We start from the raw sequence: 21715 nt of genomic DNA on the forward strand, positions 1-21715 counted from the left end.
AGCGGTTCACGCAACAAACGCATATTTTCGTTCGATTGGTGCGCCATGCGCACGAATCAAACCCAACCACCGGATGCCTGTGAAGGTTTTGCCGTGCCGCCCGCAGCCGAGGGCCGGCGCTTCGCCTAAGCGGCCGCGCTTGCGGGCGGCACACCGGGTGCACGCATCTCCGTCAACAGCTGAAGGAAGAAGCGGCCCGCGGAGGACAACCCGCGGCCGCGCCGCTGGATGACACCCAGCGTTCGCCGGATCGGCGGATCGACGAGCGCGACGCTGGCAAGTACCTTGTGCGGGCCGCGGGGCATCGCGAGCCGAGGCACGACACCGACACCCAGGCCTGCTTCGATCAGACTCACGAGAGCGGGCACATGGCGTACCTCGCAGAACCATTTGGGCCGCTCGGCGACGCCTGCCAGCGCCTCGTCTATGACCGCGCGATTGCCGCTGCCTTGTGCAATGGCCAAATACTCGAGGCTGGCGAGCTCCGCCCACGCGACGGATTTGCGTTTTGCGAGCGGATGACTGCGCGGGCAAGCGAGAACGAAAGGGTCATCGAGCAGCGGCGTGAATTCGATGTCCGGCTCTTCCGTACCGACGTAAGTCAGGCCAAAATCGGCTTCCCCACGCGCAACGGCGAGAAAAACCATCGACGACGGCTCGTCGATGAGACGCAGGCGAATGCCCGGGTAGCGCTGATGATAGGTCGCGATGGTTTCCGGCAGGAAGTAGCGCACCGCCGACGGCACGCACGCGACCGTGAGTTCGCCGGTCATCTTGCGTGCAAGATCGTCGAACTCGAGCATCGAGTTGTCGACCTCGTTGAGGATGCGGTGAGCGCGCTCGAGAAACCCGCGACCGACGATCGTCAGGTCCATCTTCCGTGTGGTTCGCTCGAACAGTCTGACGCCCAGCACCTCTTCGAGTTTTTCTATCCGGCGCGACAGCGCTGACGCCGACAGATGCAGTGTGTCGGCCGCCGCGCGAAAGCTGCCGAGGTCGGCCGTCGCCACGAAGGCTCGCAAGTCCGAGATCTCGAAATTCATTCCGATGACCACAGCGATGGAAAGGGATGCTCAGTTTCGGCGTGCCGATGGGAGCTGTCAATTCGTGCGTGTGACACACGAATGCGCCGGCGCGATCGTCCTGCTTTGCGGCGCGCCATTCCCATTCTGCTCGGTGCGCGGCACGCAGCGACGTCGGCCAGGCGGCCAGCTCAAGTGACCCTTGCCAAATTCGCTGATGCGCGCAAGCGAGTGATGTCGCGTGCCGGCGATTCTCCAAAGTGGCGGCGATATTCGCGACTGAACTGCGACGGGCTCTCGTAACCCACGCGGAAGGCAGCGGTCGTGACGTCGATGTCGTGGACCAGCATCAGGCTGCGCGCGTTCTGCAGCCTGAGTTGCTTCTGAAACTGCAGCGGCGTCATCGCCGTCACGGCGCGAAAATGCTCGTGCAGGCTCGACGGGCTCATGCCTGCTTCCGCGGCAAGCCGCTCGACGCTGAACCGTTCCCTGAAATGCTTGCCGAGCCATGCGATGGCGCGACCGACCTGAGCCAGCCGGCCCTGGCTGGCCGTAATGTGGCGCATCCTGGCGCCGTCGTGACCGGCGAGCAGGTGATAGAGGATTTCCTGCTCGGCAAGCGGCGCGAGCACGGGCAGCGCTGTCGGATTGTCGAGCAGTCGCAGCAGGCGTAGCGCCGCGTCGAGCAGATCGGTGCCGGCGTCGGACACTGTCTTGCCGATGGGCGGGGATGGCGCTTCCGGCGGCGGCGGTGGCACGCGCAGCGCCAAGTCCCCCAGCATGACCGGATCGAAATCGAGGTACATGCACAGGTAGGGCTTGTCAGGCGTCGCGTCGACCACGCGGCCTGTTGCCGGCAGATCGTAGGTCACGACCCCATAGCGCCCCGGTGCGTATTTGAGGACGCGGTCGCCCAGCGTGACCTCTTTGCGCCCCTGCGCGACGAGACAGAGTTGCGGCCGGTAAACATTCGGCATCGGCATCGTCACCGTGGAGGATCGAACGAGCGTCATCCGCTCGATCGGAGTGGCCAGGAAGCCATCCGTCGAGACGTGCCGGGCCATCACGGAAGCGATTTCGGTCAATGTTTCCATATGTCCGACTATCGCATGCGCGCGGAAGGGCTGCAACGCGAGCCTGTTTCTGGAGGATCGTGCAGCTATTTCGGGATATCAGGCTAACGGTTCGGCGCCGCCGCGCATCACAGTATGAGCGGCAGCCGGGGCATGGCAAACCCGGTCGCCAAACGAATATGGAGCGAACATGACAACCGACAATCCGAAGACTCCCACGATCGCACTGGGCACGTGGGCGTGGGGCGACAGCGGCGAGGCTGGCGCCGGCTACTTCGGCAGTAGCCTGACCCAGGCTGGCCTGGAAGCGGTCGCCGACAAGGCCCATGCGGCCGGATTCAACCTCTGGGACACCGCCATGGTGTACGGCATGGGCCGTTCAGAGACCGTACTCGGCGAAGTGCTGAAGCGCTTCGCGCGCAGCGACTACCAGCTTTCCACGAAATTCACCCCGCAGGCCGCGGGAGCCGGCGCCGATCCGGTGGCGGACATGCTGGAGCAGAGTCTGGCCCGCCTCGGTACGGATTACATCGACCTCTACTGGATCCACAATCCGGCCGATGTGGCGCGATGGACGCCGCACCTGATTCCGTTGCTCGAGAGCGGGAAGATCAAGCACGTCGGCGTCTCCAATCACAACCTGAGCGAAATCGAACAGGCGGACCGGATTCTCGGCGAAGCCGGGTTTCGGGTCGAAGCGATCCAGAACCACTACAGTCTCCTTTACCGCGATTCCGAACGCGCCGGCATCCTCGACTATTGCCGCGATCGCGGCATCCCGTTCTTCGCCTATATGGTGCTCGAGCAGGGCGCGCTGAGCGGCAAGTACGGTCCGGCGCATCCTTTGCCGGAAGGCAGCAACCGAGCGCAGACCTACAATCGCATGCTGCCTCGGCTGAAAGCGCTGACGGACACGCTCGCCGCGATCGGTCGGAAGCGCGGGGCAGCAGCGCCCGATGTCGCGACGGCCTGGGCCATCGCCAAGGGAACGACGCCGATCGTCGGTGTGACCCGGCCCGATCATGTCCATGGTCTGGTTCGAGCCAGCAGCATCACGCTTGCCGCTGATGAAATCGCCGAGCTCGAGGCGCTCGCCGACGCTGCTGACGTGAACACCCGCGGCTGGTGGGAACAAGAGATGCGAGTTTGAAGCTTCGTTGCCCCGGTCCTCGGACCGCGGTTCCGGCCAGGTCCCGGCGCGTGATCGCGCGCCTGCCGTCGAGCAGACCTGCCTCTGCCAGGAAAAGCGCCGGTGCAGACACTCGCCACGCGGTCGGTCCGTTGAGCCAGGCCGATGACGGCTTCAACCCCGGCCTGCTGAAGCATCAGTGCCGTATTGCCGTCGACGACGAGGAGCGTCTCCACCTCCGCCGTATTGGCCGGGCACGTTGCCACCGGCGGCCCTCGCTTCCTTACACCAGTCCGCTGGCGCGAGACAAAACTTCGAGAGCGTAGAACGGGCGGCCCGTGATTTTCTCGATCGACTCAAAAGCGCCGGAGGGACCGGCCAGATCGAGGATCGGGTGGCCGGGATGAACGAAGAAGCCGATGGTGTGCACGATGGCGAATTTCAAGGGATCTACGTCCTTTACGCGATGTGTCGCTAGCGCCACCATGAATGCTACTTCAAAGCCAAAGGAAAGCGCACATGACCACGGTAGTCATCCCGCTCTACGAGGGTGTAACGCACCTCGATTTCACCGGGCCGCATCAGGTTCTGAGCATGCTTCCGGATACCGATATCATCGTCGCGTCGCTCGACGGCGTGCCAATCCAGTCGCACGGGCTGACCTTCGCCGCGCTCGCCGATTTCGAAGCAATCGAGCGATGCGACATCCTGTGCGTTCCCGGGGGCGCGGGTTGCGTCCCCGCAATCGAAAACAAGCGCTTCCTGGCGACCGTCCGGAGGCTCGGCGCTCTCTCGGAGCATGTGACGTCTGTCTGCACGGGGTCGCTCATCCTTGCCGCGGCAGGACTTCTGACGGGTCGTCGGGCAGCCTGTCACTGGGCGTGGCGCCATATGCTGACGCTCTTCGGTGCGACGCCCGATGACGGGCGCGTCGTTCGAGACGACAACGTCATCACGGGTGGCGGCGTCACGGCGGGAATCGACTTTGCGCTGGCACTGGTCGCAGAATTACGCGGTGCGGATACCGCCCAGTCGATTCAACTCCTGCTGGAATATGCGCCCGAGCCGCCCTTCAATGCGGGGCTGCCCGAAGCCGCGCCGTCACACATCCGCGAGGCGGTTGTCAGCCGAATGGCGCGCACGCTCGCGGACGCCGAAGGGCGTATCGGGGCGGTCGCCGAACATTCCCGCGCCTAGCGCGCGATCTGCCGCTCACCGTGCTTTCCCGACGCTATCCGGCGTCAATACATCGAGGATGAATGTATGAGACTTGCAGGAAAGACCGCACTGATCACCGGCGGCACCAGCGGCATTGGCCTTGCAACGGCAAAATTGTTCGTCAGCGAAGGCGCACGTGTCGCCGTCACCGGACGCGACACGAGCAAATTCGATCAAGTTCAAAGGATGCTCGGCAACGACGCCATGGTTCTCGCCGCCGATGCGAATTCGATCGCGGACATGCAGGCCGCGAGCCATCGTATCGGCGAGCGCTTTGGAGGACTTGACATCTTCTTCGCCAATGCCGGCATCGCTTATGGAACACCGCTCGCCACGACGGACGAACGTCGCTATGACGAGATGATGAATACCAACGTGAAGGGCGTTTTCTTCTCGATGCAGGCCGTCTCTCCGGTCCTGAATGAAGGCGCGTCGGTGATCCTGACGACCTCCTTCATCATTCATGTCGGCCGGCCGGGTATCTCGCTGCTCGCCGCATCGAAGGCAGCCGTTCGTTCGCTGGCACGCAGCTGGTCGCGTGAACTCCTTGATCGCGCGATTCGCGTCAACGCGATCAGTCCCGGTAGCATCGACACACCGCTGATCAGTAGTCACCGCACGCCGGAACAGTTGGCAGCCTTCAAGGAGCAGATGGCATCGCAGGTGCCGCTGGGCCGGATTGGCCAGGCGAACGAAATCGCCGAAGCGGTACTTTTTCTGGCGAGCGATGCATCGCGATACATGCTGGGCGCCGAACTGGTCGTCGACGGCGGCATCTCGCAGATCTGACGGAGGAATGCCTCCATGCGCAAGGTGTGCGCACGCGGTTGAAGCCTCATGCCGGGAAACTACGTAGAAATCACGCCCGGAACAGAAAGCATTCAGAAGGGCGCGTTTTTCTATACTGCCTGACAGTGTGACGCCGGCCGTCCGAGGCGTTTGCCTATGCTCAGGAGCCTTTCGATGTCGCTTGGTGCAAGACTGTTGTCCCGTGCGCTCGTGTGCCTGCTCGTGCTATGCGCGGCCCAGGCAGCGCCCGCGCAACCCCTCCGCCTGATGACCGGCGGTGCCGCCAAGCTGATCTATCTACCGGTGATCCTTGCAGACCGGCTCGGCTATTTTCGTCGGGAAGGGCTCGATGTGCGGATCATGTCGTTGCCGTCGGGTATCGATGTGTCGACTGAACTCGTCGCGGGCGCGATCGAGGGCGCGGTCGGCTACTACGATCACGTCGTCGCGCTTCAGAGTCGAGGGATGGATGTGCAATCGGTGATCGTGCTCGGACAATCGGCGGGCGTCATCGAATTGGCGAGCGCCGCCAACGGCATCCGGACGATGACCGACACGAGAGGGCGCAGGCTGGGCGTGACCGGTTTTGGTTCGTCAACCTATGTGCTGACCCGCTATCTCGCGAAGCGCGCGGGTCTTGCGTCCGACGCCTACACGGTGATACCGCTCGCGGCCGAGCCTGCATTCGAGCGGGCGATGACTTCGGGCGATATCGATGTGGGTATGACGGAGGAGCCGACGGCGACGCGTCTGTTGGCCCGCGCCGTGGTGCGACCACTCGTCGACCTGCGCAGTGTGGCGGACACGCGTGCGCGACTGGGTGGCTCGTACGTTGGCGCATGCATCTACATGCGCAGGGAATGGATCGACGCCCATCCCGACGAGACCGCGCGTCTCGTGCGTGCAGTGCAGGCCGCACTGGATTTTATCAGGACGCACGACGAGGCCGATATCGAAGCGGCGGTGCCCGAATCGCTCAAGGGCGGCGACCGCGGCACGTACCACAAGGCGCTGACCATCATGAAGTCGGCATTTTCGTCCACCGGGCGCATGCCGCCCGATGCGCCGCAGACCGTGCTCGCGATCGTCGCCGACGTCGATGCCGATGTCATGCCGCACCACGTTGACCTGACGCGCACGTGGACCAACCGTTTCGTCGATGCGCTCCGATAAGACAAGACGCGCATTTCGTTCAGACATGATCAAACGAAGGAGACATGCTCATGCGAGCCATTCAGATTCATGAATACGGCGGCCCCGAAGTGCTGCGTCGGGTGGATATCGACGTGCCAAAGCCCGGCGTGGGCGAAGTGCTGGTGCGTGTGGTTGCGGCCGGCATCAACTTCATGGACGTTCATACGCGACAGGGGAAGTACCGCGATTCGCGCACCTATCCCGTGCGGATTCCGTGCACCCTGGGCATGGAGGGAGCGGGAGAGGTCGTGGAGGTGGGGGCGGGCGTCACCTCCGTGCGCACCGGCGATCGCGTCGCGTGGTGCATCGCCTGGGGCGCGTACGCTCAGTATGCAGTCGTCCCTGCCGCGCGGCTTGCACGCATCCCGGACGACATTCCGTACGATCTCGCCGCAGCAGCGATCTTTCAAGGCTCGACCGCGCATTATCTGCTCGACGACGTCGCGAAGCTCGAAGCCGGCATGACCTGCCTCGTCCATGCGGCCTCGGGCGGTATCGGCCAATTGCTGGTGCAGTTGGCGAAGCGGCGCGGCGTCGAAGTGTTTGCGACGACAAGCACGGCGGACAAGGCCGCGATCGCGCGCACGCGCGGGGCGGATCACGTGCTGCTCTACGAGAACGGCGGCTTCGCGGATCGCATCCGCGAACTGACCGATGGCCGGGGCGTGGACGTGGTGTTCGATGCCGTCGGCAAGACCACGTTGCGCGACAGCTTCCGCGCGACCCGGGTACGCGGGCTAGTCGTCAACTACGGCTCGGTGACAGGCCCGATGCGCGACCTCGATCCGTACGAACTGGGCGAAGCCGGCTCGCTGTTCCTGACGCGTCCGCGTCTCGCCGATCATCTCGCTGACGCGATCACCGTGCAGCGCCGCGCCGACGACGTGTTCGCCGCCATCGCGCAGGGCGCGTTACGCATCGAAATCAACGGACGCTACACGCTCGACAACGTCGAGGAAGCGCATGCCGCCCTCGAGGAACGCCGCCAGTCGGGCAAGGCGGTGATGGACATCGGGTAGTCCCCGCCGAGCATTCACACGACGCAGACTCCGGTCCGGCGATGCGCATGCGTCACCGGTGACGCAACTCGTCCCTCAGCCTCAGAGGAACTCATGAAGCACGATGCCTCAAGCCGTCCCGAATCGCTGTTTCGCGCGGTATTCCGCGTGGTCAGCGGCAATTTTCTGGAGATGTACGACTTCACCGTCTACGCCTACTACGCAGGTGCCATCGCGCGCACGTTCTTCCCGGCGGAGAGCGAATTCGTCTCGTTGCTCCTTGCGCTTTCGGTATTCGGCGCGGGCTTCGTCATGCGTCCTGTCGGGGCACTCGTGCTGGGTGCCTACGTGGATCGTCACGGGCGCCGCAAAGGGCTCGTCCTGTCGCTGGCGCTCATGGCCATCGGCACGGCCTGCGTGGCCTTCGTGCCGGGCTATGCGTCGATCGGACTGGCCGCGCCGATGATGGTGCTGTTCGGACGCTTGCTGCAGGGTTTTTCCGCCGGCGTCGAACTTGGCGGCGTGTCGGTCTATCTCGCCGAGATCGCCCCGCCCGGCAAGCGCGGTTTCTTCTGCTCATGGCAGTCGGGCAGCCAGCAGGTGGCGGTGATCTTCGCTGCATCGCTCGGCGTATTGCTGAACCAGACGCTGCCGCCCGCCAGTATCGGCATCTGGGGATGGCGCATTCCGTTCCTGATCGGCTGCCTGATCGTGCCGTTCCTGTTCCTGATACGCCGCACGCTGCGCGAGACGGACGCGTTCGCCACCCGCAAGCATCATCCGCGCATGGGCGAGATCATGCTGTCGATGGCGCAGAACGCCGGGCTGATTTTCGCGGGAATGGGCCTCGTCGTGATGACCACGGCGTCGTTCTATCTGATCACCACGTATACGCCCACGTTCGGCAAAACCGTGCTGCATCTGTCGTCGATCGAATCGCTGGTCGTGACCGTATGTGTGGGCGTGTCGAACCTCGTCTGGCTGCCGATTTCGGGCGCCGTGTCGGATCGTGTCGGGCGTCGGCCCGTCCTGCTGGCTTTCACCGTAGTGACGATCCTGACTTCGTATCCGGCCATGCGCTGGCTCGTCGCCGCGCCGTCGTTCGAGCGCCTGCTGCTGGTGGATCTGTGGCTCTCCGTACTCTATGCGTGGTACAACGGTGCGATGGTCGTCGCGCTGACCGAGTTGATGCCGGCGCATGTGCGCACGACGGGGTTCTCCATGGCCTACAGTCTTGCGACCCTGGTGGGCGGCTTTACGCCGGCCATCTCGACATCCCTGATCCATTTCACCGGAGACAAGGCCGCGCCAGGTGCATGGATGGGCGCCGCCGCGCTGTGCGGCGCGGTGGCAACGCTGGTACTCTACCGGTCACCTATGACCCGCAACAGCCACCGGCTGCAATGCGTCCCGGAACGATGAAGCTCCTGCTTGTCGAAGATAACCGCAAACTGGCGCACTGGCTCGCGAAAACGCTGATCGACGAGGGCTTCCTCGTCGATCACGTGCCTGACGGCGAAGCGGCCTTGGCGTCTCTCTCCGACATGCGCTACGACGTTGTGCTGCTCGACCTCAATCTGCCCGGCATGTCGGGCAAGGCCGTGCTGCGACGGATGCGCGGCGACACCGACGATACGCCCGTGCTGGTCCTGACCGCCACGGGCGATATCGGCGAAAAGGTCATTTGCCTGAGCGACGGCGCGGACGACTACGTCGTCAAACCCTTCGACGATCGCGAACTGGTCGCGCGCATTAAGGTACTGGCGCGACGCCATGCGCCAGTGCGCTCCAACCGGATTCGCTGCGGCACGTTGCTGTACGACATCGACCGGCGGCAGTTTTCCGTGGGTGCCGACATGATGACGCTCACGCCGCGCGAACACGCCGTGCTCGAGACGCTGATCCTGCAAACCGGCCGCACGGTGTCGAAGTCGCTGCTTGCGAAAGCCGTCGACGACCGCGATGCGCCGCCGAGCGGCGACGCAATCGAGATCTATATCTCGAGACTCCGGAAGAAGCTCGAAAAGAGCACGGCCGCAATCATCACACTGCGCGGGCTCGGTTATCTGCTCGAACATGAAGAGCAGCAGACGTAGCCTGCGCGCGCGACTGCTGCTCTGGCTGATCGTGCCGATGACCGCGTTCGGCCTGATGACCGCATGGATCACGTATGCGAATGCGCGCCGCACGGCGGATCTGCTTCAGGATGAGGCGTTGCTCGCGGCCGCACGCGTCATGGCGGCCGACGTGCGCTGGAATGGCCACGCGCTGCTCGTCTCGGTATCCCCCAGCACGATCCAGATTGTCGGCACGCCGGAGGGCGATCAGGTGTTCTATCGCGTGGAAAGCGGCGGGGGCGCGATGGTCGCGGGCACATCCGAGTTTCCGCGCACACGTCCGAGCGGTTCGCCGCAGTGGTATGACGCGCGCGTCTCCGGGCTTCCGATTCGCGCCGTCTCGCTCACGCGCCCGATGTTCGACGAGGGTCGCACGATTGAAGTAGTCGTGTCGGTGGGGCGTACGCTCGTCGCACGCGATGCGTTGATCACTTCGCTGTGGAAGCCGCAGCTCATGTATATCGTCGGCAGCATCGCGGTCGCGATGATGCTGATATGCGCGGGTCTCGCGTTTGAATTGCGGCCGCTCGAAAAGCTGGCTCGCGGCCAGCTGGTCGATCCGCTGCGAAGCCGGGCGCGCGTCGACTCGACGGATCTACACGCCGAACTGGAGCCGATGGTGGCGGCTTTCAACGCATCGCTGGACGTGATCGAGCGTCAGACGGCGACGCAGCGACGCTTCATCGCCGATGCCGCACACCAGATCCGTACGCCGCTGACGCTGCTGGGATCGCAACTGCAATACGCGCGCCGACAGAACACGCTCGACGAAGTGCGCGAGACACTGTCGGCGATGCATCACAGCAGCCGCGCGATGGTCGCGCTGATCAATCAGTTGCTGATGCTCGCCCAGGCCGAAGCTGCCGATTACACCGCGTTCGGGGGTGAGGCCGTCGACCTGAAGGAAGTCGTCACGGCAGCGGTGGAAAAGCTCGCGCTTGCGGCGAGGCGTCGCGATATCGAGCTGGCCGTCTCGCTCGCCGATGCACTTGTCGTGACGGGCAGCGAGCCGCTCCTGTCGGCCGTGATGTCGAACCTGATCGACAACGCGATTCGATATTCGCCCGAGCGTACACGTGTCACCGTCGAAACGCATCGCGCGGATGACGCGGTTCATGTCGATGTCGTCGACGAAGGCCCGGGTATTCCGGACGCATTGCGTGAGCGTGTGTTCGAGCCGTTTTTCCGCTTGTCGGAAGAAGAGGGCAGCGGACTCGGCCTTGCGATCGCAAGGGAGATCGTCCGGGCGCATGGCGGAACGATCTCGATCTCGGAGGCATCGCCGGGACGGGGAACGAGGATTCGTGTAACGCTATGGACTTGAGCGACACGGCTCGTGGGAAGGGACATCTCGCGACGTCGGAAACCCTTCCCCAAGGGCATTGGATCAACGCTTGCAGTCGAATGGCAGGCCTGCTCCGTTCGCGCGATCGATCACCACGGAGTCGCCCCGTTCGGTCCGACAAAGGTGCCCGAAATGGCATCTTCGCCGAGCAGCGCATACTTGACTGGAAGCTTTGCTGCCTCTTCAGCGGTCAGGAATCCTTTGTGGCCGGTGAGGTCCGTCTTTACATATCCCGGACTCACCGAATTCACCACGATCGCGGTCCCTTTCAGTTCTTCCGCAAGTTGTACGGTGAGCATGTTGAGCGCCGCTTTGGACGCGTTGTAACCGATCAGACGCGCTGCATAGTAGGGAGAGGCCGGATCGCCGTTCAGCGTGAGTGAGCCGAGCGCACTGGACAAGTTGACGATTCGCGCGGCCGGCGACTTGCGCAGTAGGGGCAGCATCGCCTGCGTGACCGCCAGCGTGCCAATGAAGTTCGTTTCCAGTATGCGCCTCGCAGCGTCCGGTAAAGCCGTGCTGGGTGGTCCGTCAGCCGCGTCGACGATGCCCGCGTTATTGACGAGGATATCCAGCTTGCCGTGTTGCGTCAGGATGCTTTCGGCTGCCGCGGCGATACTCGCTTCGTCATTGATGTCGAGGAGCACTGCTTGCGCGGTGAGCCCTTGTGAGGACAGATCGTCAAGGGCGACGCGTGCGCGTTGCGCATCACGCACACCGAGAATAACGGAGACTCCGGCCACGCCAAGTTGCCGCGCGATCTCCAGTCCAATGCCCTTGTTGGCGCCCGTGACAAGCGCGATTCGGGAGGAGTGGGTCATCAGCGAGTCCTTCCTGGGTTGTTTGATAGTCGTCGTCTTGTGACGTCTCGTACGCTTCATTAACCGTTCGTCTGCGAACCGGGCCTTGGCGCCCATCCGGCTCTCACCCCAGCGCCTGTTCGATGTCGGCAATCAGGTCCGTCGTCTCTTCGATCCCTGAACAGATCCGCACCATGCCGAAACTCAGCCCCATCTGCGCGAGCCGTTCCTCGGAGAGCCGGTTGCCGAAGAACGACGCAGGTTGCAGGACCGTGGAGTTGACGCCGCCCAGCCCGCCCGAATGCGTCGGTATTTTCAGCCGCTCGATGAAGCGGTGCGCCGCGTCATAGCCGTTCCGAAGCTCGAACGTCACGACGCCGCCGAAGCCGCTCATCTGGTGTTTTGCCAGTTCGTGCTGCGGATGCGACGCCAGGCCTGGATAGTAGACCGCCTTCACCGCCGGATGCTGTTCGAGATAGGTCGCAATCGCCTGACCGTTTGCATTGTGCTGCTTCATCCGCAGTGCGAGTGTCCGGATGCCGCGCAGCGAAAGCCAGGTATTGAACGGCGCACCCACGGCGCCGGTGGTATAGCTGGTGTCCCAGATACGTTCGACGAGTTCTCGCGATCCGGTGATGCAGCCGGCCATCAGGTCGTTGTGACCGCCGATGTATTTCGTCACGCTATGCACCACGATATCGATACCGGATTCGTGAGGCCGCTGGTTGATCGGCGTGGCCAGCGTGTTGTCCGCCACCGTGACGATCCCTTTCGCTTTCGCCAGGTCCGCGATCGCCTTCAGGTCCGTCAGATGCAGCAACGGATTGGAAGGCGTTTCGATGTAGATCAGTTTGGTACGCGCGGTGATGGCACGCTCGAACGCGTCGGCGGACGTTTGGTCGACCCGCGTCGTTTGAACGCCGTACTTGCCCAGCACGCCTTCCATGAAACGCGTCGTCTCCGCAAATTGGCTGGTTTGCGCAACGATGTGATCGCCCGCGCTCGTCAACGCCGTCAATGTGGTTGCAATTGCGCCGACGCCGGATGCGAAGGTCATACCGGTCTCCGCCCGTTCCAGTTGCGCCATGACCTTGGCGAAGCGCGCGCTGGTCGGGTTGTTGCGGCGCGTATAGCTCATGCCGGTCAACGGACGGGTCAACTCGGCCTTGTGTTCGTCGTTCAGAAAGACATAGCCGACCGACTGATGCAGGTCGGCGGAGATGCCGAGCGCTTCGGAATAGTCGCGGTCGGCAAGGATGGCCGCAGTGGACGGCGACAGACGATCGAGCGAGGGGTTCATTTCTTTCCTTGACAGAGAGCGGTCAGTGGAAAGTCTAGGTATGGTGACACTTTGCGTAAAGAGAAATAGTGTCACGGTACACTATTTGTTTTATCCGTCACACGCCGATCAAGCGGAAGCCTTGCCATGCGACTTCAATCCCCCTGGACGTCTCGTCTGAGCGAGCTGTCCGAATCGCCGTCGGAACGACTGATGCTCGCACTCGCCGACGACATCCTGAGCGGCAAGCTCCCGACGGGTTCGCGCCTGCCGCCGCAACGGGACGTCGCGGACATCTTGCATATCGGGCTGGGCTCGGTCACGCGGGCATATGCGATTCTGGAACGGCGCGGCCTGATCCGCATCGAAACAGGCCGCGGATGCTTCGTCGCGCTCAGGCACGCCAGGCGCGTCGACACGGTCGATCTCAGTGTCAATACGCCACCTGCGATGTTGAGCGAACCGGTGCTCGCGCAGACGCTGGCCACGATTTCGCGTCAGGTCGACCCGACCTTGCTGTCGCGCTACGGGCCGGCCGCCGGGCACGACGAGCATCGGCGGCAGATGGCGCAATGGCTGCCGGATGGCGGCATTCACGCCCAGCCGCAGAACATTTTGCTCTGCAACGGCGCGCAGCAGGCACTTTGCATTGCGCTGGCCGTGCTGTGCAAACCCGGCACGGTCGTGGTCACCGAGACGTTGACTTATCCTGGCGCAGTGACGATTGCTCACCAGCAGGGCTACCGGTTGCACGGCCTCGACCTTGATGACGGCGGCGCGCGCACCGAGTCGCTCGAAGCTGCCTTGCGCACGCTTTCGGCCTTGAATCAGCGCGCCGTCGTCTACCTGACCCCCACGCTGCACAATCCGACCACACGCACGATGTCTGCCCGACGCAGGCGCGAAGTCGCGAAACTCTGTCGTACCTACGACGCCATGATCATCGAAGACCAGACCTACGCGATGGCGCCGGCTTCCGCGTTGCCGTCCATTGCGTCTTTCGCGCCGGAGCGGACATTTTGCGTGACGGGCATGTCCAAGACGCTGAGTCCGGGGCTGAGGATCGGCGCGCTGGTCGCACCGGACGGCCTGGTCGCGGAATCGGTCAACGTGCTGCGTGCGTTGGGCATGATGGCCGCGCCGCTTTCCTGCGCGATCATGGCCCAATGGCTCACGGACGGCACCGCCGATCTGATGGCCGGTTCGATGCGCGCGGAGATTCGGCGTCGTACCGCACTGGCGAGCACGATCCTCGAAACGACGGCGGGCCTCATCGATCCCGATGCGATTCACCTCTGGCTTCCGTTGACACGAGACGACGCGCAACGCGCTCACGCGATGTGCGCAGGCGTCACCGTCACGACGCCGTCCCGAGTCATGGTGGATCCTGACGCGGCTTCGAGCGGACTACGCTTGTGCATCGGCGCGGCGCCGCTGCCCGCACTCGAAGAGGCTTTGAACAAAGTGAGCGACATCCTTCAGTCGGTACGCCCCGCTGTCTCATGCTTGACCCGGGAAGGGTGACTCGTCGGCGGTCTTGCCTTGCTGACGATCGCTGCGATGTGGTTCCGCCGATTCGTGAATTGCGTGGTCTTCGGCGCCCCGGCAGTCTTTATGAAACCGTTTCTAAAGTTACGCAATCGCGATTGCGACAAAAATCGATATCGGACATGATTCGAGCGCGGACAGACGCAAAGACACGATATTCGCGTCCATATCTTGTGGCCAATCCGGCAAGGCGAACCGATGAAGCATCTGAATATTTTCAGCTCGATAACGGCGGCATTCGTTCTTCTGGCATATACCTTGCCCGCCGTTGCCTCACCCATCGCGGTTTCGGCCACCATGACAACGGCCGATCAATCGCAGCTTCTCGCAGCTCAACCCCTCGTCCATTTCGGCAACCAAACCGGATCGGGCACCTACACGATTCAGGTTTCCTCGTCTTCCGTGCTGCAGCCGTGGGACGGCGTCGGCGCCGCGATGACCGATTCGGCAGCCACGGTGCTCGAGGCACTGCCGGCCTCTCAACTGCAGCCGCTTCTCCGGCAGCTTTTCACGCCGAGCGGGGCGGGATTCAATATGGTTCGTCTCCCGATGGGTGCGAGCGACATGAGCGCATCGGGAAACTATAGCTATGACGATATGCCGGCCGGTCAAACCGACCCGGCGCTCGCGCATTTTTCCATTGCGCACGATCAAACCGCCATCATTCCGCTGCTACAGAACATCACCTCGCTGAACACCGGCCTCAAGCTGCTGGCAGAGCCGTGGAGCCCACCGGCATGGATGAAAACGAACGGCTCGATGAAAGGTGTCAGTGGCGCCTCGAGCAATACCTCGCAGATCATCGCTGCGGATTTTCCCTACCTCGCGAACTATTTCGTGAAGTTCATTCAGGCATACGCGAAGAACGGCTTGTCGATCCATGCAGTGTCGCCGCAAAACGAACCGCTCAACACGCAGAGCGGATACCCGTCAGCGATACTGACTGCAAGCGACGAAGCCGGTTTTATCGCGAACGATCTCAGGCCTGCGTTGGCGAATGCAAGCCTCGGCTCCGTCAAGATATTCGGCCTCGAAGACAACTATGCCGATACGGCTTATGCGCAAACGTTGCTCGGCTCGAATGCGGCCAGCTACCTGGCGGGCACGTCCTTTCACTGGTACAGCGGCAGCGTGTCGTCGATGCAGACGGTGCAGAATCTGGATGCGGCGAAGGGAGTCTGGTTGACCGAATCGACCGGTACGATCAGTTGTCCGCAAGGCGCGGGAAATTGCCCAACGCTGACAGGGTCGACTTTCTCTGCTTCCGGGTTCAAGACACAGATGCAGCAACTCGTCATGGGCGTTCCTCGGAACGGGGGACGCGGCATTCTGGGCTGGAACCTTGCGCTGAACGAGCATGACGGGCCAACCAACGGTGGTTGCTATAACTGCGTGGGCGTCGTGACCGTGGATTCCAGCACCAGCCCGGCATCGATCTACTACAACACCACCTACTACACGTTGGCCCACATCGGTGGGTTCGTAGCGCCCGGGGCCAATGTGATCTCCACGACGACCCAGGGGGCAACCGGTATTCAGGACGTGGGATTCGCCAATCCCGACGGAACCTTCGTGCTGGTCGCTTTCAACGGTGGCAGCTCATCAACGACATTTACGGTGGCGTGGAACGGTCAGACATTCGACTACACGCTTCCCGCAAGTGCAGCCGTAACCTTCAAGTGGTGATCGCCGCGTCATTGCCAACTTTATGTTTGCGTCGGCACGACGAACGCGCTCGCAAAGCGAAACGCGTTGTCGGCGAGATCTGCATTGCGTGCGATTTCCGGAACTCGCTGGACTTCGCCAGCAGGAAAGACCGGAAATCGGTCGCAGCGGAGCTCAAGGAAGTACCGACCACCGAAGCCGCCGCCGTGGCGCTCGATGCATTCGATACGAGCCCGTGGGGGAAGAAATACCCCCGATTGGCGCACTCTGGCGCCCGACCTGGGATCAGATGGTTCCGTTCTACGCCGTCGTGCCTGATATCCGGAAAATCGTATATACGACGAACGCGATCGAGTCGCTGCACATGCAGATTCGTAAGATCATCAAGGTGCGCGGCCACTTCCCGTCGGACGGAGGCCGCGCTCAAACTGATCTGGCTAGCGCTGCGCAACGTCGTGGCCAAGTGGACCGGTTCCCGGCACGATTGGAAAAGCGCCATGACTCAGTTCGCGCTGCTTTACCCGGAACGATTCAACATTGGAGTCGGAATATCAACCCGCCTCGCACACGAAATTCCGGATACCTCCCAAGCACGCTGGGCTAGGCATCCCCGTGGTGACCTTCGGCGCCTATGTATTGCACGTATATTCCGAGGAGGCGAAGGCATCCGGTTTCGTCGCACAAGCACTCGCACGGCCAATCCGCCCCAGCGCTCTGCCACCGAGCGCTGAAAGCGTCTACGTGAACCACGTCGGTGAGTGCTTGAGCAACTGTCCGATCTGTTCAGCCATCAGTTGGTTGTAGTGGTCAACAAATCCCGGACACTGCGTTAAGTTTTTCTTCCGCAACCGCCGGCGCCAGTCCGTCATTGAACTGACGCGGCCGTATCAAGTTGTACCGGTGCATCAGGTAGTGGCTGATGTCCCGGTGTGCCTCCTGCGCCGACATGTAGCCCACTGACGGTAGCCATTCGGTCTTGAAGCTGCGGAACAGCCTCTCCATTGGGGAGAAATCCTGATACGTATAATCGTGAGAGACGACGGAATACTGGCGTGCCGCGCGGCACCGTCATTCCTCAGCAGATCGGCAATCCGGAAACGCATTGAAACGCCTTCGCGGCACCGTAGGCAAGAAGGTTGGCGGGTTTGCGCGGCGCGCACCGACATGACCCGTTCCGGTACAGCAGCGCGTAGTACAACGCATCGCTTAAGAAAGCGGTTCCGATCTTTTTTCTCGTTTCCCGACGCTTTTACGGTACGCATATAGTAACAGCAACATAATGCAGACTGGTAACACGGTATGTATCCAGGCATGGTGCGTCGTTAGCGTAATCGCCGCCCCGAACATGACGCAGGATCCTAACAACACGGCGTAGGGTCGTGTCTTGGGAAGAACCATCAAGCTTGCGGTGCTTATTTCAACGGCGCCGGTAACCCAGTGGAACCAGGGCGGATAACCCCAAAGTTGATATTCGGCTAAGATTGGTGAAGGTCCGACGAGATTAACCGAACCGCCTACGAGAAAAAAGATTCCAAGAACGAGCGGAACGTGTTTCTCGATCAAGATTTTGGATGCGCTCGAGAATTTCATATGAGTTCTGCGAAGAGGAGTAGCAACGGTTATCTCAGTTCTATACGACAGGAGCATCAGCGCAGACATGCCACTGACGTGACAGCGTGATATCGCACCCGATGAAACGATCGGGTAAGGCGGAGCATATGAACGACTTCTTTGAGGCTCTTCGTGGTTCGGACGTGGCCGTTCGGGTTGGCCCTACAACGGATGTGCGAAGCGTGCGCCATGGCGACCTTGAACTGGATTTCCGGTCGACCAACCAGATTGGCGTGATTCTTAACCTGAGCAGCACACACAGCTTGACAGGCGAGATGGACGAGATGCCAAACGCCCCGAGTCCGGCTGTCGGGTTGACCACGATCATGCCGCCGAAGCATCGATTCAGATTTCAGGTGTCTGGTCAATGCCGCGTCATCGCACTTCGATTCCCGATGGACAAACTGCAGCGAGTTCTCACCGCGCCCGATGATAACGGTGTGGGTTTGATGGTTGACCCGTGCGTCAATGCCGATGATCCCGCACTTGCCCGTCTGATCTTGTTGACGGCGGCCGCGGTGACTCATTCCGAGCAGGAGGATGGGCTGGTTGCCATCGCAAGATACCTTGCGACTAACGTACGTCGACCGCTCCTGGGCGCCTCCGACGAGCCTGTGCGAGGCGGTATGGCGCCTGCGAGGCTCCGTCGCATTGTGCGGACGCTCGAGGAAAATCTCGATGCGCCGTGGACGCTCGCAGCCCTGGCAAGTGAGGCCGGTATGAGCGCTTATCACTTCGCCAGAGCTTTCGCGACGACGACAGGGTGGCCACCGCATCGCTTCATAATGAGACGGCGCATCCATCGGGCTGTCGAGTTGCTTGGAGACGAGACATTGTCCGTCGGCGATATCGCCGAGCGTCTCGGGTTTGCTCATCATAGCCACCTCGCGCGTACAATGCGTCGCTTCATCGGCCTGACTCCGGATGTGCTTCGAACCCGTGTGTTCGCTTGAGGGGCGGTGACTCATGGCCGCGCGCCGGAGACTTCAGTCGACAACGGCGTCGCGTAGATTTTGGCAACTTGCCTGACCGAATCGGGCAGAGTCGTAGACGGTGGTAATGCGGGAGATTGCAGCTGAATCGTCGAGTTCGATCGCGGAGATACCCCGCGGCACGTTGCTTTCGGACGTGCCCGTCCATTCGTATCCGCCTCCGGCAATACCGCCGACGACGTGGAGGATCTCGGCACCCGGCCCAAAGGGCAACAATCCAATGGTGCGACGGAGGTAGCCAGAGACCTCGGAGCGGCCAATAAGTTGGACACGCGCCGTCATATCTTCGTAGACGACATCATAGGTGAGAAGATTCGCGACGTCGCGAGCACCCTGATCGAGTTCGTCGTGCAAACGTGTACATGCGCTTTCGATCGCCGCCTCTGCCGAGCCTGAAACTGCGCTCTCACCAAGATCGCCTGGAAAAATCTGAGCGCTCGCGGTCATCGACGCGAGCACCTCCGGTGCGAAGGTTGCGCTGTCCCAATAGTCGATCCAACGCACGATTTCCCCGTCGTGAAAATCCACGCACGCTAAAGCGTGGATTTCCCCGCCGAAGAGCTCAGGTGTGTCGGTCACGGCCACCAACGCGCTCGTCGCCCCCGCCAGTATCCGTGTCGGGTAGGACACTCCATTGCCCCAGTTCGGCATGTATTGCTCAAGCAGGTCATGTAGCGCCTGCCAGCCAGGAACCTTCCAGCCAAGCGTCGCGTCGCTGTAAGCGACCATGTTCTTAGAAAAGGACGACAGGAAATTGGCGACCTGATGACTGTTCTTGCCATCGAAGCATTTTTTAAAAAGGGCCACCGCTGAAGGATCGGCACGCGAAACGTCTGGTTTCGGAATGACGTACTGTATGGTTCCTTTCGCTGTGTCTTTCATCGTTTCGCTCCTTGTTTGGGACTGGCATCCAAAATAGCGCGCTGCAATGATCTAGCGTGAGCACGTTCTTGCTGTTTTTTCTTGGATGCTGTGGATGCACGCACCGTCGGGTTTTGCGATCCGGAACGCACGACGTGCGTAAATGGAAGCGCAAGTTCGTTCATTCGGCTGGGGTCTCCATGCGCAACGGTGATGGTGTGCCCCATCTTGGGTGCGTAACGTAAGCGACTCAGCCTGGCCGTTTCCCCGTTCGCGCGCGCGTGGGGCATGATGGTGATGGCGTGGTGGAGTCCGTGTAGATCGCGGGGATCGTGTCCGCGATCGGCGATCGTGGGCACGATCCATCCAAATCTATCCAGATCTACTCGGTTGATGGTGTGGGCGGGGTAGCCGGCTGCAGCTTGTCGGCCACATTCCAGGGCAGTAATTCGTCGAGGCGGGAGATCTTGTGATCAGCGATGCGGGTCAGGACGTATTCCAGGTAGGCTCGCGGGTTGATTCCGTTGAGTTTGCACATCCAGTCATTCATAAGGCCGCTTCGCCCCTTCGCCGAACCATCGGGCGACCGTGGCGATTATGCCGAGGCTCCGAGTTCATGGTCGGCGAGCAACTCCAGCACCTTGACCACGGCTGAATGGTCGGCGTCGCCGTCCCCTCGCGCTGCCGCAACCGTTAGCAGTTGCTGGCAGAGGGCGGTGCACGGCAGGGACACGCGCAAGCTGCGTGCTCCTTCTAGCGCGAGATTGAGATCCTTCTGATGGAGCGAGATACGGAAGCCTGGCTCGAAAGGCCGCTTCACCATTCGCTCGCCCTGGATCTCCAAAATACGGGAGTTGGCGAACCCTCCCAGTAGCGCTTGCCGCACCCGTTCGGGGTCGGCACCTGCCTTGGACGCAAAGACCATCGCCTCGCTGACCGCCTCGATCGTCCCCTTTTCGATCAGTTCCGGGGGAACGGTTCCCCGGTCCAGGACGCAAAGCGCATAGCCCGCGTCCACGAGATGGCCCGCCATGGGGCGGCCCATGATACCCAAGCCGATAAAACCGATCTTGCTCATTTGCTTCCTCCAAAAAGCGCCGGTGTGTTCAGGTGCGCAGTGGTGCGCCGCAACCAATCCAGCCCCGCCGTTGTCGTCGAGAGCGGGACGTATTCGCAGCCCACCCAGCCGGAATAGCCGATCTCTGCGATCCGCCGGAGAAAGAAGTCGTAGTTGATCTCACCTGTTCCGGGCTCGTGCCGCCCGGGATTGTCGGCGATCTGGATATGGCCAATATGGTCGATGTGAGCCTCAACGAAGCGGGTCAGATCGCCCGCCAGAACCTGGGCCTGGTAGACGTCATACTGGAGCTTCACGTTTGGCGCGCCGACCTCTCGAACAATTGCGAGGGCCGTCTCGGGGCGGTCGAGCAGAAAGCCGGGCACGTCGCGGCTATTCACCTGCTCGACCACTAACTCCAGGCCGGCCTCCGCCAGTTGTTCTGCCGCGAAGCAGAGATTGTCCGTCAGCACGCGAAACGGCTCGTCCACCGGGAACGCGGGCGACCGAATGCCGGCAGCGTGGACACTCCAGTGCACGGGCATAGTCGATGCCGCGCGCGACGCCCTCACGGAACTCATCGATCCGATCTGGCAGGCAATGCCGCGTTCACCCTTCGCCCAGTCGCCGCTCGGCAGACTGTGCACGACAAGTTTGAGGCCGTTGTCACGCAAGAGCCGCCTGAGGTCGGTGTGTCGATAGTCGTAGGGAAAGTAGAACTCGACGGCCTTGAAGCCTGCAGCAGCAGCGGCCTCAAAGCGGTCTAGAAATGGCAGCTCATTGAAGAGCAACGTCAGATTGGCAGAAAAGTTCGGCACGGTGGCCTCCCGGTTTCAACAGATGGCGTGGCACTGGAACTGGAGGACGGCGTCATGCGGAGCCTGCGGCGAGGCAGGGCTGCCCGGAGGCCAAGGCGGCCCGAACGCGTCCGCCGGGCGCGCCGCCGGGGATTTGGTCGTTCGACGGAAACACTGTCGTCGTCGCCCCAAGTTCTGCGCCCATATTGGCAATGACGTG

The 21715-nt window shown here is 62.1% G+C and carries 19 protein-coding genes and 3 pseudogenes; 12 read left to right on the forward strand and 10 right to left on the reverse strand.

Annotation, left to right across the window (positions count from 1 at the left end):
* Nucleotides 1-125: 125 nt before the first annotated feature.
* Nucleotides 126-1043 (reverse strand): LysR family transcriptional regulator, encoded by a 918-nt coding sequence (locus HWW87_RS16825; protein WP_175821229.1) that lies wholly within the window; start codon nt 1041-1043, stop codon nt 126-128.
* Nucleotides 1044-1213: 170 nt separating this feature from the next.
* The gene (locus HWW87_RS16830; RefSeq protein WP_175821230.1) at nt 1214-2116 is read right to left on the reverse strand and encodes an AraC family transcriptional regulator; all 903 of its coding nucleotides are present in this window, start codon (nt 2114-2116) and stop codon (nt 1214-1216) included.
* Between the two features lie 169 nt (nt 2117-2285).
* Here HWW87_RS16830 and HWW87_RS16835 point away from each other — a divergent pair, with 169 nt between their 5' ends.
* Complete coding sequence (locus tag HWW87_RS16835) at nt 2286-3245, forward strand: aldo/keto reductase (RefSeq protein WP_175821231.1); 960 nt, start codon at nt 2286-2288, stop codon at nt 3243-3245.
* A 262-nt stretch (nt 3246-3507) separates the two neighbouring features.
* On the opposite strand, the gene HWW87_RS16840 is transcribed toward HWW87_RS16835, so the two are convergent.
* Nucleotides 3508-3669: a hypothetical protein gene (locus tag HWW87_RS16840; protein ID WP_175821232.1), complete on the reverse strand. Its 162-nt coding sequence runs from the start codon at nt 3667-3669 to the stop codon at nt 3508-3510.
* Between the two features lie 74 nt (nt 3670-3743).
* Between HWW87_RS16840 and HWW87_RS16845 the strand changes: the two genes are divergently transcribed.
* From HWW87_RS16845 to HWW87_RS16875, 7 genes are all read left to right on the forward strand, one after another.
* The gene (locus tag HWW87_RS16845) at nt 3744-4421 is read left to right on the forward strand and encodes a DJ-1/PfpI family protein (RefSeq protein ID WP_175821233.1); all 678 of its coding nucleotides are present in this window, start codon (nt 3744-3746) and stop codon (nt 4419-4421) included.
* A 66-nt stretch (nt 4422-4487) separates the two neighbouring features.
* Nucleotides 4488-5231, forward strand: coding sequence for an SDR family oxidoreductase (locus HWW87_RS16850; RefSeq protein ID WP_175821234.1), 744 nt, complete (start codon nt 4488-4490; stop codon nt 5229-5231).
* A gap of 174 nt (nt 5232-5405) precedes the next feature.
* Nucleotides 5406-6404 (forward strand): ABC transporter substrate-binding protein, encoded by a 999-nt coding sequence (locus HWW87_RS16855; RefSeq protein ID WP_175821235.1) that lies wholly within the window; start codon nt 5406-5408, stop codon nt 6402-6404.
* Between the two features lie 50 nt (nt 6405-6454).
* The gene (locus HWW87_RS16860; RefSeq protein ID WP_175821236.1) at nt 6455-7444 is read left to right on the forward strand and encodes a quinone oxidoreductase; all 990 of its coding nucleotides are present in this window, start codon (nt 6455-6457) and stop codon (nt 7442-7444) included.
* A 93-nt stretch (nt 7445-7537) separates the two neighbouring features.
* Entirely contained in the window at nt 7538-8845 is a 1308-nt protein-coding gene (locus HWW87_RS16865; protein ID WP_175821237.1) for an MFS transporter, read from the forward strand.
* Nucleotides 8842-9519, forward strand: a complete 678-nt coding sequence (locus tag HWW87_RS16870; protein ID WP_175821503.1) for a response regulator transcription factor — start codon at nt 8842-8844, stop codon at nt 9517-9519. The genes HWW87_RS16865 and HWW87_RS16870 overlap by 4 nt, the downstream gene beginning before the upstream one ends.
* Before the next feature lie 37 nt (nt 9520-9556).
* The gene (locus tag HWW87_RS16875; protein WP_244107272.1) at nt 9557-10864 is read left to right on the forward strand and encodes a sensor histidine kinase; all 1308 of its coding nucleotides are present in this window, start codon (nt 9557-9559) and stop codon (nt 10862-10864) included.
* Nucleotides 10865-10974: 110 nt separating this feature from the next.
* On the opposite strand, the gene HWW87_RS16880 is transcribed toward HWW87_RS16875, so the two are convergent.
* Nucleotides 10975-11706, reverse strand: a complete 732-nt coding sequence (locus HWW87_RS16880; RefSeq protein ID WP_175821238.1) for an SDR family oxidoreductase — start codon at nt 11704-11706, stop codon at nt 10975-10977.
* Nucleotides 11707-11809: 103 nt separating this feature from the next.
* The gene (locus HWW87_RS16885) at nt 11810-12985 is read right to left on the reverse strand and encodes an aminotransferase class I/II-fold pyridoxal phosphate-dependent enzyme (RefSeq protein ID WP_175821239.1); all 1176 of its coding nucleotides are present in this window, start codon (nt 12983-12985) and stop codon (nt 11810-11812) included.
* Between the two features lie 126 nt (nt 12986-13111).
* On the opposite strand from HWW87_RS16885, the gene HWW87_RS16890 reads away from it, so the two are divergent.
* The 3 genes and pseudogenes from HWW87_RS16890 to HWW87_RS16900 form a co-directional block, all read left to right on the forward strand.
* Complete coding sequence (locus HWW87_RS16890) at nt 13112-14488, forward strand: PLP-dependent aminotransferase family protein (RefSeq protein ID WP_175821240.1); 1377 nt, start codon at nt 13112-13114, stop codon at nt 14486-14488.
* Between the two features lie 222 nt (nt 14489-14710).
* On the forward strand, nt 14711-16198 hold the full coding sequence (locus HWW87_RS16895) for a glycoside hydrolase family 30 beta sandwich domain-containing protein (protein ID WP_175821241.1): 1488 nt from the start codon (nt 14711-14713) through the stop codon (nt 16196-16198).
* Nucleotides 16199-16296: 98 nt separating this feature from the next.
* Nucleotides 16297-16710 (forward strand): annotated as a pseudogene (locus tag HWW87_RS16900) (transposase); the annotation flags it as partial.
* A gap of 274 nt (nt 16711-16984) precedes the next feature.
* Here HWW87_RS16900 and HWW87_RS16905 read toward each other — a convergent pair.
* Nucleotides 16985-17191 (reverse strand): annotated as a pseudogene (locus HWW87_RS16905) (IS3 family transposase); the annotation flags it as partial.
* Between the two features lie 704 nt (nt 17192-17895).
* Between HWW87_RS16905 and HWW87_RS16915 the strand changes: the two are divergent.
* A complete protein-coding gene (locus tag HWW87_RS16915) occupies nt 17896-18741 on the forward strand; it encodes an AraC family transcriptional regulator (protein ID WP_175821243.1) in 846 nt (281 codons plus the stop codon).
* A gap of 33 nt (nt 18742-18774) precedes the next feature.
* Here the strand turns inward: HWW87_RS16915 and HWW87_RS16920 are convergent, their stop codons facing one another.
* The 4 genes and pseudogenes from HWW87_RS16920 to HWW87_RS16935 all read right to left on the reverse strand — a co-directional run bounded on the left by HWW87_RS16920 (nt 18775) and on the right by HWW87_RS16935 (nt 21516).
* Nucleotides 18775-19662, reverse strand: coding sequence for a hypothetical protein (locus HWW87_RS16920; protein ID WP_175821244.1), 888 nt, complete (start codon nt 19660-19662; stop codon nt 18775-18777).
* Nucleotides 19663-20023: 361 nt separating this feature from the next.
* Nucleotides 20024-20173: pseudogene (locus HWW87_RS16925) on the reverse strand (transposase domain-containing protein); the annotation flags it as partial.
* Between the two features lie 63 nt (nt 20174-20236).
* The gene (locus HWW87_RS16930; protein ID WP_175821245.1) at nt 20237-20719 is read right to left on the reverse strand and encodes an NAD-binding protein; all 483 of its coding nucleotides are present in this window, start codon (nt 20717-20719) and stop codon (nt 20237-20239) included.
* Nucleotides 20716-21516, reverse strand: a complete 801-nt coding sequence (locus HWW87_RS16935) for a TIM barrel protein (protein ID WP_175821246.1) — start codon at nt 21514-21516, stop codon at nt 20716-20718. Before HWW87_RS16935 ends, HWW87_RS16930 begins: the two co-directional genes overlap by 4 nt.
* Between the last annotated feature and the right edge of the window lie 199 nt (nt 21517-21715).

The organism is Burkholderia sp. BCC0419, from assembly GCF_902830285.1.
In the GTDB taxonomy this organism is placed as follows: domain Bacteria; phylum Pseudomonadota; class Gammaproteobacteria; order Burkholderiales; family Burkholderiaceae; genus Burkholderia.